The organism is Pseudomonas sp. TTU2014-080ASC (genome assembly GCF_001446935.1).
Classification (GTDB): Bacteria; Pseudomonadota; Gammaproteobacteria; order Pseudomonadales; family Pseudomonadaceae; genus Aquipseudomonas.
The window spans coordinates 786,466-801,768 of record NZ_LKKK01000002.1; the positions used below are offsets into that span (position 1 = coordinate 786,466).

14 protein-coding genes are annotated in these 15,303 nt (G+C 58.3%); 7 read left to right on the forward strand and 7 right to left on the reverse strand.

Features of this window, described 5'->3' with window-relative positions; translation table 11 throughout:
* Window positions 1–54 precede the first annotated feature (54 nt).
* Complete coding sequence (gene gcvT, locus AO726_RS09090; RefSeq protein ID WP_058067744.1) at window positions 55–1,137, forward strand: glycine cleavage system aminomethyltransferase GcvT; 1,083 nt, start codon at window positions 55–57, stop codon at window positions 1,135–1,137.
* A 168-nt stretch (window positions 1,138–1,305) separates the two neighbouring features.
* Window positions 1,306–1,692 carry a glycine cleavage system protein GcvH gene (gene gcvH, locus AO726_RS09095; protein ID WP_058067745.1) on the forward strand — a complete coding sequence of 129 codons (387 nt, stop codon included), beginning with the start codon at window positions 1,306–1,308 and terminating at the stop codon, window positions 1,690–1,692.
* Between the two features lie 56 nt (window positions 1,693–1,748).
* Here gcvH and AO726_RS09100 read toward each other — a convergent pair whose 3' ends face one another.
* The 4 genes from AO726_RS09100 to AO726_RS09115 all read right to left on the reverse strand — a co-directional run bounded on the left by AO726_RS09100 (window position 1,749) and on the right by AO726_RS09115 (window position 6,016).
* On the reverse strand, window positions 1,749–3,023 hold the full coding sequence (locus tag AO726_RS09100) for an alpha/beta fold hydrolase (RefSeq protein ID WP_058067746.1): 1,275 nt from the start codon (window positions 3,021–3,023) through the stop codon (window positions 1,749–1,751).
* Window positions 3,024–3,043: 20 nt separating this feature from the next.
* The gene (locus AO726_RS09105; RefSeq protein ID WP_058067747.1) at window positions 3,044–3,490 is read right to left on the reverse strand and encodes an NfeD family protein; all 447 of its coding nucleotides are present in this window, start codon (window positions 3,488–3,490) and stop codon (window positions 3,044–3,046) included.
* A gap of 3 nt (window positions 3,491–3,493) precedes the next feature.
* Entirely contained in the window at window positions 3,494–4,414 is a 921-nt protein-coding gene (locus AO726_RS09110; protein WP_058067748.1) for an SPFH domain-containing protein, read from the reverse strand.
* Between the two features lie 93 nt (window positions 4,415–4,507).
* On the reverse strand, window positions 4,508–6,016 hold the full coding sequence (locus AO726_RS09115; protein ID WP_241492083.1) for a L,D-transpeptidase family protein: 1,509 nt from the start codon (window positions 6,014–6,016) through the stop codon (window positions 4,508–4,510).
* Between the two features lie 197 nt (window positions 6,017–6,213).
* Here AO726_RS09115 and AO726_RS09120 point away from each other — a divergent pair, with 197 nt between their 5' ends.
* Window positions 6,214–6,948, forward strand: a complete 735-nt coding sequence (locus AO726_RS09120) for a murein L,D-transpeptidase catalytic domain family protein (protein WP_058067750.1) — start codon at window positions 6,214–6,216, stop codon at window positions 6,946–6,948.
* Here AO726_RS09120 and AO726_RS09125 read toward each other — a convergent pair whose 3' ends face one another.
* Entirely contained in the window at window positions 6,949–8,733 is a 1,785-nt protein-coding gene (locus tag AO726_RS09125; protein ID WP_058067751.1) for a GspE/PulE family protein, read from the reverse strand.
* Window positions 8,734–8,836: 103 nt separating this feature from the next.
* Window positions 8,837–9,511 (reverse strand): ribose-5-phosphate isomerase RpiA, encoded by a 675-nt coding sequence (rpiA, locus tag AO726_RS09130; protein ID WP_058067752.1) that lies wholly within the window; start codon window positions 9,509–9,511, stop codon window positions 8,837–8,839.
* Between the two features lie 156 nt (window positions 9,512–9,667).
* Between rpiA and ilvA the strand changes: the two genes are divergently transcribed.
* Both ilvA and AO726_RS09140 read left to right on the forward strand, forming a co-directional pair.
* The gene (ilvA, locus tag AO726_RS09135) at window positions 9,668–11,182 is read left to right on the forward strand and encodes a threonine ammonia-lyase, biosynthetic (protein ID WP_058067753.1); all 1,515 of its coding nucleotides are present in this window, start codon (window positions 9,668–9,670) and stop codon (window positions 11,180–11,182) included.
* Window positions 11,183–11,208: 26 nt separating this feature from the next.
* A complete protein-coding gene (locus AO726_RS09140) occupies window positions 11,209–11,649 on the forward strand; it encodes a DUF2269 family protein (RefSeq protein ID WP_058067754.1) in 441 nt (146 codons plus the stop codon).
* A gap of 66 nt (window positions 11,650–11,715) precedes the next feature.
* Here the strand turns inward: AO726_RS09140 and AO726_RS09145 are convergent, their stop codons facing one another.
* The gene (locus tag AO726_RS09145; RefSeq protein ID WP_058067755.1) at window positions 11,716–12,372 is read right to left on the reverse strand and encodes a histidinol-phosphatase; all 657 of its coding nucleotides are present in this window, start codon (window positions 12,370–12,372) and stop codon (window positions 11,716–11,718) included.
* Window positions 12,373–12,517: 145 nt separating this feature from the next.
* Here AO726_RS09145 and AO726_RS09150 point away from each other — a divergent pair, with 145 nt between their 5' ends.
* On the forward strand, window positions 12,518–12,997 hold the full coding sequence (locus AO726_RS09150; protein WP_058067994.1) for an RNA pyrophosphohydrolase: 480 nt from the start codon (window positions 12,518–12,520) through the stop codon (window positions 12,995–12,997).
* Between the two features lie 18 nt (window positions 12,998–13,015).
* Window positions 13,016–15,295: a phosphoenolpyruvate--protein phosphotransferase gene (gene ptsP / locus AO726_RS09155; RefSeq protein WP_058067756.1), complete on the forward strand. Its 2,280-nt coding sequence runs from the start codon at window positions 13,016–13,018 to the stop codon at window positions 15,293–15,295.
* The last annotated feature ends 8 nt before the right edge of the window (window positions 15,296–15,303 follow it).

Sequence of the window (15,303 nt, forward strand, 5' to 3'; positions counted from 1 at the left end):
TTAAATTGCTCAACCGTACGGCCGCCGTAAAGCCAAGCCCGCAAGGAGATACTTATGGGACAGCGAACAGCACTCTATAACCTGCACATGGTTATGGGTGCGAAGATGGTCGACTTCGGCGGATGGGATATGCCGTTGCACTATGGGTCGCAGGTTGAGGAGCACCATCAGGTTCGTCGTGATTGTGGCGTGTTTGACGTCTCCCACATGACCGTTGTGGATGTCATCGGCGCTCAGGCTAAAGCCTATCTGCAGTACCTGTTGGCTAACGATGTCGGGCGGCTGCAAGAAACCGGCAAAGCACTATACAGCGCCCTGCTCAACGAGCAGGGCTGCGTGATTGATGATCTGATCGTTTACCTCACTGATTTTGGCTACCGCTTGGTATCCAATGCTTCTACCCGAGATAAAGACCTGGCCTGGATGCGTCTACACAGTGTCGATTTCGAGGTTGAGCTACGTGAGCGGCGGGATCTCGCCATCTTGGCTATTCAGGGCCCTCAGGCGCGGGTTAAAACAGCTGAGCTGGTAACCCAGAGTCAGTCCGCATTGATCCAGACGCTGAAGCCTTTTGAAGGCCGCGCCGACGGCGAGTGGTTTATCGCTCGTACCGGGTATACCGGTGAAGATGGTCTGGAGATCATGCTGCCTGCGAGTGAGGTTGAAGACTTCTTCAACGAACTGGTTGGTGCTGGAATCCCCACTATCGGCCTGGGGGCCCGCGACACACTGCGTCTTGAGGCTGGGATGAATCTCTACGGCCAGGATATGGATGAGCGGGTCACGCCCTTGCAGTCGAACATGGCCTGGACGATCGCCTGGGAGCCGCAAGACCGCGACTTTATTGGCCGCGAAGCCCTGCTTGAACAGCAGGCGTCCGGTGTAGACACCAAGCTGGTCGGCCTTGTGCTTGAGGAGCGCGGCGTACTGCGCGCCCATCAGGTGGTGCGGGTCGAAGGCATTGGTGAGGGGGAAATCACCAGCGGCAGTTTTTCGCCTACGCTAGGTAAATCCATTGCATTGGCGCGTTTGCCGTTGGCCACTGAGGAGCGGGCCGAAGTGGAGATTCGCGGTAAGTGGTTCCCTGTTCGCGTGGTCAAGCCGACATTTGTCCGGCATGGTAAAACCCTTGTGTGAGCGAATGCACAAAGTCAGTGGCGTAAGCGTGGCCATTAGTGACATGCTTGGGCCACGCCTCTGCTGATCTGCCTTGCTGTCAGCAGGTTGCCAGAGGCTTTGCAAAGGCTACGGCCTGGTAAATTTCTATGACGGCGCCGTGGCCGTCTGCAAGATAAGGAGCGACACATGAGCAATATTCCAGCCGAACTGCGTTATGCCGCCAGCCATGAATGGGCGCGCCTTGAAGCTGATGGCACTGTAACCGTTGGCATTTCCGACCACGCTCAGGAAGCGCTGGGCGACGTGGTATTTATCGAGCTGCCAGAAGTTGGCAAAAGCCTGAACGCAGGTCAGGAAGCCGGTGTGGTTGAGTCGGTTAAAGCCGCATCCGATATCTACGCTCCGGTAGGCGGCGAAGTGATCGCGATCAACGAAGCACTGGCTGACAGCCCGGAAAGCGTCAACAACGATCCGTACGGCAGCTGGTTCTTCAAATTGAAGCCGACTGATGCCGGCGAGCTGGACAAGCTGCTGGATGCAGACGCTTACAAGGTCGCTGCTGAAAACGACTGATTGAGCTTTACAGACAAAGCCCCGCGATGCGGGGCTTTGTTGTTTATGGGGAGTGCTTAGTCCGCTGCGCAGCCTCTGGATGGCAGGCTCTCCAGAGCCCGCTTGATCAGCTGCGCACTGCGGTTGCTGTGCAGAATACCTGTGTGGCTTTCGTCCAACAGGTAAATGCGTTCAGCTTCATCCTGGGCAGCCGGGAGCAGCTCGCTGGCCAGCGGCACCGCGCCGTCATTGGGTTGCGGTAGTAATGATCGGTTGCCGCCATAGCTGATCAGCTGCCATTGGCGGATATGTCTGGCTAGCGGCTGGCTGAACAGGTTGCGCAGAAACGGGCTGTCGGGTGACAGGTCGCGCCACAACGGAATATCCAGTGGCACATCATGCACGCCGTGGGCCGCCATGGGGTGCCCGCCCCAAGGCGTTGAGAGGGTGATGAACAGGCAAACTTGCTGGCTGTAGTCTGCATTCAGGCGTTGTAAGGCCCGGCGCGTAACCAACCCGCCCATACTGTGGGCCATCAGGTGCATGCGTTTGGGATGATGGCGCAACTGCAAATCACGGATGGCCATGCTCAACATGTAGGCGTTGTTGTCCAGCGGCAGGCCGCCGGGGTAATGAAACAGCACTGGTTGATAGCGTGAGCGGTCCAGCTGTTCGGCCAGCCATGACCAGTCTTTGGGCGATGAGTTGATGCCGTGCACCATCAGCACAGGCTCTTTGCGCGCGTCCCAAGGCCCCAGCAGATACAAGCCATAGCCCAGCTCATTGATAAAACTGACCGGCTGCCAGGTGCCCATGCGGGTTCGCTGCGCATCGAAGCGCCAGTCATCCAGGGTTACGGTTTGCAGGTAATTACGCTGGAAACGGGGGTGCTCCTGATAGACCACTTGCAAGCTCAGGTCGAGTTCTGGGGCTTGCCCCAGCGCGTCAGCAGGCAGATTTAGCTCGTTCAGATGGCCCAGTTGTTCGCGTTCTTCTCGGCTGGGCTGAACGGTCAGTGGGGTACTTTTGGCTTCGATAATCCACTGCCGGGGTTCGTCTGGGTCAATGACGAAATTGCCATTGAGGTCATCAAACGCCACTAACTGGTAAGCGCCGGGCGGCGTGATGAAGTAGAACACTTCTCCGGGCGAAGCAATCCGGTAGGCCACCAGATGACTCTGATTGTCCAGTAATGCCACCAGTGCGCTGTGCTGGTCGACGCTGTGCTGCAACTGGCCGCTGACTAGCACCAATTGCTGATGCGCCAGCTGCATCTCATGGTCTAGCTTGATCAGGCTGCACCCACTGCTGAGGAGTAGCGTGGCTGTCAGCAGTAGGTGTTTGAGAGGCATTGGAGCAGTCTCCACACCGGCTATTGGGGAGCGACCAGCAGCACCACACCATCCTGCCCGGTTACTTTCACGGTCTGCCCGGCTGGCGCATCGGCACCGGAGACCAACCATAGGGTGTCGCCTGCCTTAATCTTGCCGCGCCCGTCGACAATCGCTTCGTGCAGCACGAAGCTACGCCCGATCAGCTCGCTGCCGCGCTGGTTCAGACCAGGTTGGCTGGGGTTGCTCTTGACGTTGCGCTGTCGTCTCCACCAGAGCACAGCTGTAGTGATTGAGAAGAGAGCAAACACCAAGAATTGAGCGGCCCAGCCGAGTTGTGGAAAGATAAAACTGAGCAGGCTGGTGCAGGCAGCGGCCAGGCCGATCCAGAGCAGATAACCGCCCGCACCGAACACCTCAATAATCAGCAGCACAATGCCCAGTGCGAGCCAGTCCCAGTAAGTCAGCTGTTGCAGGTAGCTCAACATGGCTTAGCTCTTTTTGTCATCGAATGTGGCTTTAACAATCTCACCAATGCCGCCCACTGCACCGATCACCTGGCTGGCTTCCAGCGGCATCAGGATGACTTTGCTGTTATTGGCGGCGGCGAGCTGTCCCAGTGCCTCAACATATTTTTGTGCGACGAAGTAATTGACCGCCTGCACGTTGCCGCTGGCGATAGCTTCGGACACCACGCGAGTTGCTTCCGCTTCGGCCTGAGCCGCACGCTCGCGGGCTTCCGCTTCAAGGAACGCCGCCTGGCGTTGGCCTTCGGCTTTGAGAATATCGCCCTGTTTCTGACCCTCAGCGGTAAGAATAGCGGCCGCCCGCAGGCCTTCCGCCTCCAGGATTTGTGCGCGCTTGATTCGCTCGGCTTTCATCTGCCCGGACATGGCGGCCATCAGGTCTTCAGGTGGGCTGATGTCTTTGATCTCGATGCGGGTGATCTTGATGCCCCACGGTGCGGTGGCTTCGTCCACGGTTTTCAGCAGGCGTTCGTTGATTGCGTCGCGCTGTCCGAGCATGGCGTCCAACTCCATGGAGCCGAGCACGGTGCGGATATTGGTCATGACCAGGTTACGGATCGCATGTTCGAGGTTGTTTACCTCGTACGCAGCCTGCGCGGTATTGATGATCTGGAAGAAGCAGATGGCGTCAATCTGTACCGTAGCGTTATCCGCCGTGATCACTTCCTGCGGTGGAATATCCAGCACGTTTTCCATCACGTTGAGCTTGCGCCCGATGCGGTCCATGACCGGCACAATGATGTTCAGTCCGGGTTTGAGCGTGGTGGTGTAGCGGCCAAAGCGCTCCACGGTCCACTCGTTGCCTTGAGGCACGACCTTGAAACCCATAAATACGATGGCAATGGCCAACGCGACAAACAGGAAGATGACACTACCGACGTCCATTCGATTGCTCCCAGCTGATGTTTACAAGGTTGGAGTGTTGGTCCGGACTATAAACACAAATGGCGCCGAACAGGCAGTTAAGACGATGCGATTTCAGCGCGCCGTGTTAAGGGCGCTGATGAGCTGAACATCGCGCTCGTATACATCCGGGTAGTAAGTCAGGGTTCCGTTCTGGTCGGCTTCTGCTGTCCAGTACGTCATTAGAATCACGGCTGGTTGCTGCAGACGGTACTGCAAGGTTTTGCCGCTTTCGATGTGCTTAGTCACAGTGACGAGTTCGTCTGGGCTAAGCAGCCAGTTGAAGAAGTTATCAACATTCTCCACCCGCACACAGCCGGAACTGAAGGCCCGTGGCGCTTTGCTGAACAGGCTCTGGCTCGGGGTGTCATGCAGGTAAACCGCAAACGGGTTGTCAAAGCGGAAGGCCACGCGGCCCAGCGGGTTCTGGCTCCCAGCTGCCTGGCGCAGCATGATATTGCCGGGGTTATGCCAATCCACGTCATGTGGATCAAGCGCTGTGCCATCACGGTCAAGCACGCTTAGGCCGTGACGGGACAGGTAGCTGATGTCCTCCCTGATCGCGGGAAGTTTGTCCTTACGCAGGATGGTGGGCGGTACGGTCCAGGTTGGGTTGAGGCTCAGACGATTAAGGCGTGACAGCAGCAGTGGTGTTTGCCGGTCGCTGCGCCCGACCTGGGTGCGGGTTCGCCATTGAATCTGGTCGTCCTTGAGGATCAGCAGCTCGCTGGCGGGAATGTTGATCACAACTTTGCTGATGCTCAAGTCATCTGCCTGCCAGCGCAGGCGCTCAAGGTTGGCTCGCAGCTGGTCAAGACGCTGCTGCGCGGGAATATTCAGCTCCCGAATGCTGGCAGGGCCCAGTACACCATCCGGGTTCAGGCCGTGGGCGCTCTGAAAATGTTCGAGGGCTTGCTGGGTCGCGCTGTCATAACGGTTATCGGTGTGTTCCGGGCTGATGGTCAGATAGCCTTCGGCCTCAAGGCGCGAGCGCAAGACTGGCAGGCGTTCGTCCATGCCATTGGCTTTAAGCAACTTACCTTGGCCAATGCTCGGCCACTGGCTCAGCGGCCGTTGGCGCTGGCTGGCGTAGACCTTGCGCAGGTTTAGGTAACGGCTGCTGGTGGGGCGAGCCTCGTCAAAGGCCTTGGCCGGTGCTGCGAGGTTGGCGATGGCCAGAGACAGCGTGGCCAGTTCAGCATCGGCCGGAGGTAGGCTGGCAGTCCTCCACAGGGCTTCGGTTTTGGGCACACTGATACGCCCCCTACGCAGGTGCAGCAAGGCTTGTAAGTAAGCGTGGCTGGTGAGGATGTCGGCGCAGTCCGCTCGGCCCTGCGCGTGTTGCGAGCTCAGTGGATACGGGTAATCGGCTGGATTGAGGCCGTCATCAACCAACCGGGCAAGTTGCTCAGTCAGTTGTTGCAGCTGGGTGCCGTCTTGCCAGGCGGATACACCATTTTGCTGGTTGTAGAACGCCTGTAGTCGCGTCAGTGCGGCAGTATCAAGACTGGCTGGTAAAGGCCCGCAGTGCGTACCCAGGTCACTCAGAACCGGGCGCAAATCCTGTTGGGGAGCGACTTGCAAGGTGTCTGCATTAGCGACCAATGGAAGTAAAGAAGTCGCGATCGTTAGGTAAAATGCTGCAATTTTGAACAATTTGATACTCCGATCCTTGGCCGCATACCGCTATTGCCGGTAGGGTAAGCAGAATCAGTATAGCCGGACCAGCGCGGAGTCGACTTCTTGTGCGCCCGCACACTTGGTTTATGGGGAAAGTTTGTATGTTTTCACAGTTGCGCAGCTTACTGCTCGTAAGTCTGTTGGGTTTAAGCACGCCGTTAATGGCTGCGACCACTGACGCGTTGCAGCGCGATTTACTGCGTATTGCACCGGGCCTGAATCAGCAGGCGCTGCGCCATGCGCTGGCCGCCATGCAGTGCGCGGTCAATAACGGGGCCGGCCCGGCTCGTCGTCTGGCAGTGATTGATTATTCCCGACCTTCTACCGAGCGCCGGCTGTGGATTTTTGATCTGCAACGCAAGCGCCTGCTACTGCGTGATTACGTGGCCCATGGGCGGATGTCGGGAGAGAATTTTGCTGAGAGCTTTTCCAATCGTCTCAACAGCAATCAGAGCAGCCTGGGGCTGTTCCGCACGGCGGAGAGTTACAGCGGCAAGCACGGCTACTCGCTACGTATGGATGGCCTTGAGCCTGGCTTGAACGATTTGGCCCGCGAGCGCGCGATTGTGATCCACGGTGCGGACTACGTCAGTCCCAGTCTGGTTAAAAGTCAGGGGCGTATCGGTCGTAGCCTGGGTTGCCCGGCCGTCAGGCCAGAAGTGGCGCGGATGGTGGTGGATCAGCTTAAGGGCGGGCAGTTTCTGTTCGCTTGGCACAACGACCCTCGCTGGCTGCAGGGCTCGGATTATCTGAATTGCAAACCGCAGCGAGTGGCGCAGGTGATGTCCCGGTTGGGCGGTGCCCAGCGCTGGCACGCTGGAATTACGCAGCGCTGATCAGCGCTGCTCACTCTGCGGTGTCACCCGCAGCACTTCCTCAATGGTGGTCAAGCCGCTGGCGATTTTTTGCGCTCCGGACAGGCGCAGGCTGCGCATACCGTCTTTGAAGGCATGACGGCGCAGGGCGACCAGATCGGTATCAGCGGTGATCAACGGCTTGATTGCATCGTTCATCAGCATGATCTCGTAAACCCCGGCCCGGCCACGGTAGCCGGTATCGCGGCATTCCAGGCAGCCCACGGCGCGCTGGGCCTGCGTTGGCAGCGGCGCATTCCAAGGTTTGGTCAGGCTCTGCCAGTCGTCTTCATCCAGCGTGTGCGGGACTTTGCAGTGCGGGCACAGCGTTCGCACCAGTCGCTGGGCCATCACGCCAAGCAGTGTGGCTTTGAGCAGGTAGTGAGGGACGCCCAGTTCGAGCAGGCGGGTAATCGCGCTCGGCGCATCGTTGGTGTGCAGGGTGGATAGCACCAAGTGCCCGGTGAGAGCAGCCTGAATCGCCATTTCAGCGGTTTCCAGATCGCGGATCTCACCGATCATGATGATGTCCGGGTCCTGACGCATCAGTGCGCGCACGCCACTGGCAAAGGTCAGGTCGATATTGCTCTGCACTTGCATCTGGTTGAAGGCACCTTCGATCATCTCGATCGGATCTTCGATGGTGCAGACGTTGACCTCGGAGGTCGCCAGTTGCTTGAGTGTGGTGTACAGCGTGGTGGTCTTACCTGAGCCAGTCGGGCCGGTGACCAGAATGATGCCGTTGGGCTGGCAGGTCATGCTTTGCCAGCGCTTCATGTCATCAGCGGAGAAGCCCAACTGATCGAAGCTCTTGAGCAGCACTTCCGGGTCGAAAATCCGCATCACCATTTTCTCGCCGAAGGCGGTCGGCAATGTGGACAAACGCAGTTCTACTTCGCCGCCATCCGGGGTTTTGGTTTTGATCCGGCCATCTTGCGGCTTGCGTTTTTCCGCCACGTTCATCCGGCCTAAACTCTTCAGGCGGCTGACAATGGCCAGGGTCACTTGCGGCGGGAATTGATAGACCGTGTGCAGTACACCGTCGATACGAAAACGCACGCTGCCCTGTTCGCGGCGCGGCTCGATGTGGATATCACTGGCGCGTTGCTGGAAGGCGTACTGAAACAGCCAGTCGACGATATTGACGATATGCGCGTCGTTGGCGTCCGGTTCCTGATCTTGTGCGCCGAGGCTGAGCAACTGCTCGAAGTTGCCGACACTGCTCATCTTCATGTCGGTGGCCGAGGCTCCACTGACCGAGCGGGCCAGTCGATAGAACTCGACGGTAAAACGCTGAATGTCGCATGGGTTGGCGATGACGCGCTTGATCGGGCGCTTTAGAACATGCACCAGATCCTGCTCCCAGGCGCGCATTAGCGGCTGGCAGCTGGCGATGGTGACGCACTCTCGGTCCACTGCGACGGCGAGAATCTTGTGGCGCTGGGCAAAGGCGTAGGACATCAGCGGGGTGACGGCCGCGACGTCGATTTTCAACGGGTCAATGCGCAGATACGGCTGACCATGGTGCTCTGCCAGCCATTGGGTCAGGCATTCCAGATCGAGTTTTTTACCCGGATGTTTAAGGTCGTCCAGCTGTTGCGCTGCCAAAAACTCCAGCGGGTGTTGCTGGTTGTTCACCGCGCTGCGGCGGATGGCCAGGCAATGCTCGGCGCTGTCCTGATGGGTACGGCCTTGGGCAACCAAGTCCCTTAGCACATCGCCCAGATCAAGCAGGCGATCCTGAGTAGACGGCGCGAGTGTGGACATGGGGCTCCTTGGGTTGCCGTTGGCTAGCCGACTGGAGTCGGCTTTTATCGAATACGTTCAATCTTGCACAGCCGTCCGGCCCTACTGCAAGCCCCTTGCGCGATCAGGGTTTTTGCAGAGTTTTCACGCCGTCGGCTGTGCCGAGAAGCAGCAGGTCTGCCGGGCGGGCTGCGAACAGGCCGTTGGTAACGACGCCGACGATGGCATTGATCTGGGTTTCCAGCTCAACCGGATTAACGATGGACATGTTGTGCACATCGAGAATGACGTTGCCGTTATCGGTGATCACACCTTCGCGGTAGACCGGGTCACCGCCTAGTTTCACCAGCTGGCGGGCAACGTGGCTGCGGGCCATCGGGATGACTTCAACTGGCAGCGGGAAGTTGCCCAGTACCGGAACCAGCTTGCTGGCGTCGGCGATGCAGATGAAGGTTTTGGCCACCGCTGCAACGATCTTCTCGCGGGTCAGGGCTGCGCCGCCGCCCTTGATCAGGTTCAGATGCTCGTCACTTTCGTCGGCACCGTCGATGTAGAACTCAAGATCGCTGACGCTGTTCAGTTCATACACCGGGATGCCGTGGCCTTTCAGGCGGGCAGCGGTGGCTTCGGAGCTGGCTACGGCGCCATCGAATTCCATTTTGTGTTTGGCCAGTGCATCAATAAAGAAGTTGGCAGTGGAGCCGGTGCCAACTCCAATCACACTCTTGGCGTCGAGGTGGGGAAGAATGTAGTCGACGGCAGCCTGGGCAACGGCTTGCTTGAGTTGATCCTGGTTCATTCGCGGGCCTGGGTAATGTGGGGAGTAAAATATGAATTATACCCCGTTGCCCGGTGTTAGTGCTTTTGCTGGATAAATGCCGCTGTATCTTATGGTCGCACCCGGCAAGCGTGGAGTAGACTCCCGAACTCCCTGTACTACACCTGCGATCCCGCCATGCTTGAAGAAAATGTGAAGAACATCCTCACTTCCCGCGTCTATGACGTGGCAGTGGAAACCCCTCTGCAACCTGCCAACCAACTTTCCGAACGCCTGGGCAATCAGATTCTGCTCAAGCGTGAAGACCTGCAGCCGGTGTTCTCGTTCAAGATTAGGGGCGCGTACAACAAGCTGGCCCAGCTGTCTGCCGAAGAGCAGGCGCGCGGTGTGGTGACTGCATCCGCCGGCAACCATGCCCAAGGTCTGGCGCTGGCTGCGAAGAAGCTGGGCGTAAAAGCCACTATTGTGATGCCCAAAACCACTCCGGAAATTAAGGTGCACGGCGTCCGTTCCCGTGGCGGCAAGGTTGTGCTGCACGGCGACAGTTTCCCTGAGGCGTTGGCTTATTCCCTGAAGTTGGTGGACGACAAGGGTTACATCTATATCCACCCTTACGATGACCCGCACACCATTGCCGGTCAGGGCACCATTGCCATGGAAATTTTGCGTCAGCAGCAGGGGCAGATTGACGCGATTTTCGTACCCGTCGGCGGCGGGGGCTTGATTGCGGGTATTGCGGCTTACGTGAAATACCTGCGCCCTGAAATCAAGGTGATCGGCGTTGAACCGGATGATTCCAACTGCCTGCAGGCTGCGATGGCAGCGGGCGAGCGCGTGGTTCTGCCGCAGGTTGGCCTGTTCGCAGATGGCGTTGCTGTGGCGCAGATCGGCGAGCACACCTTCAATATCTGCAAGGACTATGTAGATGAGGTGATTACTGTCAGCACCGATGAAATTTGCGCGGCGATCAAGGACATCTACGACGACACCCGCTCCATCACCGAGCCGGCCGGCGCACTCAGCGTGGCAGGGATTAAGCGCTATGTGCAGCGTGAAGGGTGCACTAAGCAGGTTTTGGTCGGTATCGACTCCGGTGCCAACATCAACTTCGACCGCCTGCGCCATGTGGCTGAACGAGCAGAGTTGGGTGAGCAGCGCGAAGCCATTATCGCTGTCACCATTCCTGAGCATCCAGGCAGCTTCAAGAGCTTCTGCGAGGCGCTGGGTAAGCGTCAGATTACCGAGTTCAACTACCGCTTCCACGAGAACGGTTCGGCACACATCTTTGTTGGCGTGCAGACTCACCCTGAGAACGATCCACGCGAGGCCCTGGTCAAAGGGCTGCAGGATAAGGGCTTCCCGGTGCTGGACCTGACCGATAACGAGCTGGCTAAACTGCACATTCGCCACATGGTTGGCGGGCATGCTGCCGCGGTGCCGGACGAGTGCGTATACCGCTTCGAATTCCCGGAGCGTCCGGGCGCGCTGTTCAACTTCTTGCAGAAGCTGGGCGGACGCTGGAATATCTCCATGTTCCACTATCGCAACCATGGTGCAGCTGACGGTCGCGTTGTGGCGGGTTTGCAAGTGCCGCATGAGGAGCGTCATCTGCTGCCAGCTGCGCTGGATGCTATTGGTTACCCCTATTGGGATGAGAGCGATAACCCGGCTTACAAACTATTCCTCGGCTAACCCTGACAACTAACAGGAACCTTGTAATGGAACACTACCAACTGCTGAAAATTGCCCACAGTGCACCGGGCATGCTGTTGTTACTGGGCCTCATCGCCCATGTATTCATGCTGTGGAAAGCATCGCGCAGTGGCGACAGTGCTGTGTTGCAGCGCAAGCTCAAGCGTACTCGTCTGATCAGCCTGCCGGTGTTTGCGCTGCTGGCGCTGAGTTTGCCGGTCAGTGGTTGGTGGATGGTTAACCTGGTGGGCTTCCCGCTGGGGCAAACCTGGTTGCTGGGCAGCAGCATTCTGTTTGCGGTACTGGTTGTGGTCGGGCTGCTGCTGGCCGGGCGTTTGAGCGCCTGGCAGGCTCTGGGTGATACGCCGGCACCGGTTGGTCTGAAGCGCCTCGCTCTGATTTATGCAGTGCTGTTGGTCGTGCTGCTGATCGCCATCATGGGGTTGATGGGCGCTAAGCCGCTCTGAGGTTTCAGCTCAAACAAAAACGCCGCCTGAGGAGGCGGCGTTTTTGTTTGTATCGCAAGGGGGAAGTCAGTCACGCAGGGACATGATCGTCCAGCCGCGTTTCTCCGCTTCGGCACGCAGTTTGGCGTCCGGGTCCACCGCAAACGGATTAGTGACCTGTTCGAGCAGTGGCAGATCGTTGATCGAATCACTGTAGAAGTAGCTGTCTTGCAGGTTATGGCCGGTTTCATCGAGCCAGCGTTGCAGGCGCACCACTTTGCCGCCCTGGAAACATGGAACATCTGTGGTGCGGCCGGTGTAACGGCCATCCTGCATTTCGCACTCGGTGGCCAGTAGGTGATCAACGCCCAGGCGCTCGGCAATCGGTCCGGTTACGAAACGGTTGGTGGCGGTGATGATTACCAGCTTGTCGCCGGCGGCGCGGTGCTCGGCTAGCAGGGCTTCACCTTTGGCCAGGATGATCGGCTCGATGCGGTCACGCATGAACTCGCGGTGCCACTGTGCCAGCTGCTCCATGTCGGTACGGCCCAGCAGCTCAAGGCTGAAGTTCAGGTAGTCAGCGATGTTCAGCGTGCCGGCCTGATAGGCCTCAAAGAACTGATCATTGCGTGCCTTGTGTGCGGCACGATCGAGAATGCCGCGTTCGCACATGTAATCGCCCCATGCGTGGTCGCTGTCGCCGCCCAGCAGGGTATTGTCCAGATCAAATAAAGCCAAACGCACAGAACACCTACTTATATACAGATGAACAAAGGCCGTCAGGATAGCCGCTTTTACAGGTCATTCCCATTACAGGCTGTGCGTGCATTGCTGCTGTGGCGACCTTTATGGAACAATGCCGAAACATGCGTTTACGAGGTTTAGCGCCGTGATCGATCCTGATGGTTTTCGTCCGAATGTCGGCATCATTCTGACCAATGATGTTGGCCAGGTGCTGTGGGCGCGGCGCATCAATCAGGATGCCTGGCAGTTCCCGCAAGGTGGTATCAACGATAACGAGACGCCGGAAGAGGCGTTGTACCGTGAGTTGAACGAAGAAGTGGGGCTGGAAGAGCAGGATGTTGAAATTCTTGCCTGCACCCGGGGTTGGTTGAGATATCGTTTGCCCCAACGTCTGGTTCGCACCCATAGCCAGCCGTTATGCATCGGCCAGAAACAGAAGTGGTTTCTGCTGCGCCTGACAGGCACTGAAGATCGGGTTCGCATGGATCTGACCGGTAAACCGGAATTTGATGGCTGGCGCTGGGTCAGTTACTGGTACCCGCTGGGACAGGTCGTCACATTCAAGCGCGAGGTCTATCGTCGCGCCCTCAAGGAACTCGCCCCGCGCCTGATGGTGCGGGACTGATACAGGCCAAAGCCAATAATGCTTAATACGCTGCGCAAGATTGTCCAGGAAGTAAACGCCGCCAAGGACCTCAAGACGGCGTTGGGCATTATCGTGCAAAGGGTTCGCGCAGCCATGGGCACTCAGGTGTGCTCGGTCTACCTGCTCGATCCGGAGTCTCACCGCTTCGTTCTGATGGCCACCGAAGGCCTGAATAAGCGCGCCATCGGCAAAGTCAGCATGGCCCCTAACGAGGGGCTTGTCGGCTTGGTCGGCACCCGCGAGGAGCCGCTGAACCTCGAACATGCGTCAGAACACCCCCGCTATCGCTACTTCGCCGAAACCGGCGAGGAGCGTTACGCCTCCTTCCTCGGTGCGCCGATCATCCACCATCGCCGTGTGATGGGCGTGTTAGTTGTACAGCAGAAAGAGCGCCGCCAGTTTGATGAGGGCGAAGAAGCCTTTCTGGTGACTATGAGTGCCCAGCTCGCGGGGGTTATTGCCCACGCTGAAGCAACCGGCTCGATCCGTGGCCTTGGTCGTCAGGGCAAAGGCATTCAGGAAGCCAAGTTTGTCGGTGTGCCAGGTTCGCCCGGTGCGGCTGTAGGTACTGCAGTGGTGGTACTGCCGCCAGCTGATCTGGACGTGGTGCCGGATAAGCAGATTGATGATGTTGAAGCCGAACTGAAGCTATTCAGTGGCGCGCTGGAGAGTGTTCGTGATGATATGCGCGCACTTTCGGCGAAGATGGCTGCGCAGTTACGCCCAGAAGAGCGCGCGTTGTTCGATGTTTACCTGATGATGCTGGAAGACGCCGCCCTTGGTAACGAGGTGGTCAAGGTCATCCGCACTGGCCAGTGGGCTCAAGGTGCGTTGCGTCAGGTGGTGACTGAGCACGTTAACCGCTTCGAACTGATGGATGATGCCTATCTGCGTGAGCGTGCCAGTGATGTGCGGGATCTGGGCCGCCGCCTGCTGGCCTATTTGCAGCAGGCTCACCAGCAAGCGCTGGTGTATCCGGACAACTGCATTTTGGTCAGCGAAGAGCTGTCCCCGTCGATGTTGGGCGAGGTGCCGGAAGGCAAGTTAGTCGGCTTGGTTTCTGTGCAGGGTTCGGGGAACTCCCACGTCGCAATTTTTGCCCGCGCCATGGGTATTCCGACAGTTATGGGTGTGGTGGATCTGCCTTACTCCAAGGTGGATGGCATCCAGCTGATCGTCGACGGTTATCACGGTGATGTGTACACCAACCCCAGTGAGATCATGCGTAAGCAGTACGCTGAGGTGGTGGAAGAGGAACGCCAGTTGGCGCGTGGCCTCGATGCACTGCGCCTGTTACCGTGCGAAACCCCGGACGGCCACCGCATGCCGCTGTGGGTCAACACTGGGCTGCTGGCAGACGTGAGACGCGCCCAAGAGCGCGGTGCTGAGGGGGTGGGGCTTTACCGCACCGAAGTGCCGTTCATGGGCAAAGAGCGCTTCCCCAGTGAGAAAGAACAGTTGGCGATTTATCGCGAACAGCTGGAGGCCTTCCACCCGTTGCCGGTGACCATGCGTAGCCTGGATATCGGTGGTGACAAGGCGCTGAGCTATTTCCCGATCAAGGAAGACAACCCGTTCCTCGGCTGGCGCGGTATCCGCGTGACTCTCGACCACCCGGAAATCTTCCTGGTTCAGGCCCGGGCCATGCTCAAGGCCAGTGAGGGACTGAACAACCTGCGCATCCTGCTGCCGATGATTTCCGGAACTCAAGAGCTTGAAGAAGCCTTGCACCTGATTCACCGTGCCTGGGGTGAGGTGCGTGACGAAGGTACGGATGTGCCGCTGCCGCCAATCGGCGTGATGATCGAAATCCCCGCAGCGGTGTATCAGATACACGAACTGGCCCGGCAAGTGGACTTTTTGTCGGTCGGCTCCAACGACCTGACTCAATACTTGCTGGCGGTCGACCGTAACAACCCTCGGGTTGCCGACTTGTATGACTTCCTCCATCCGGCGGTGCTGCAGGCACTGTGCAAGATCGTTGAAGGCGGCCACGCCGAAGGCAAGCCTGTGACCATTTGCGGTGAGATGGCGGGCGATCCGGCCTGTGCTTTGCTGCTGATGGCGATGGGCTTCGACGGGCTGTCGATGAACGCCACCAACCTGCCGAAGGTGAAGTGGTTGCTGCGTCAGGTTTCCATGGAGAAGGCCAAAGAGCTGCTGGGGCAGGTCATGGCCATCGATAACCCGCAAGTCATCCGCAGTACGCTGCAACTGGCACTGCGTAATCTCGGGCTGGAACGCATTATCAATCCGGCTTCGGATATTCAGGGCTGATCGCGGCG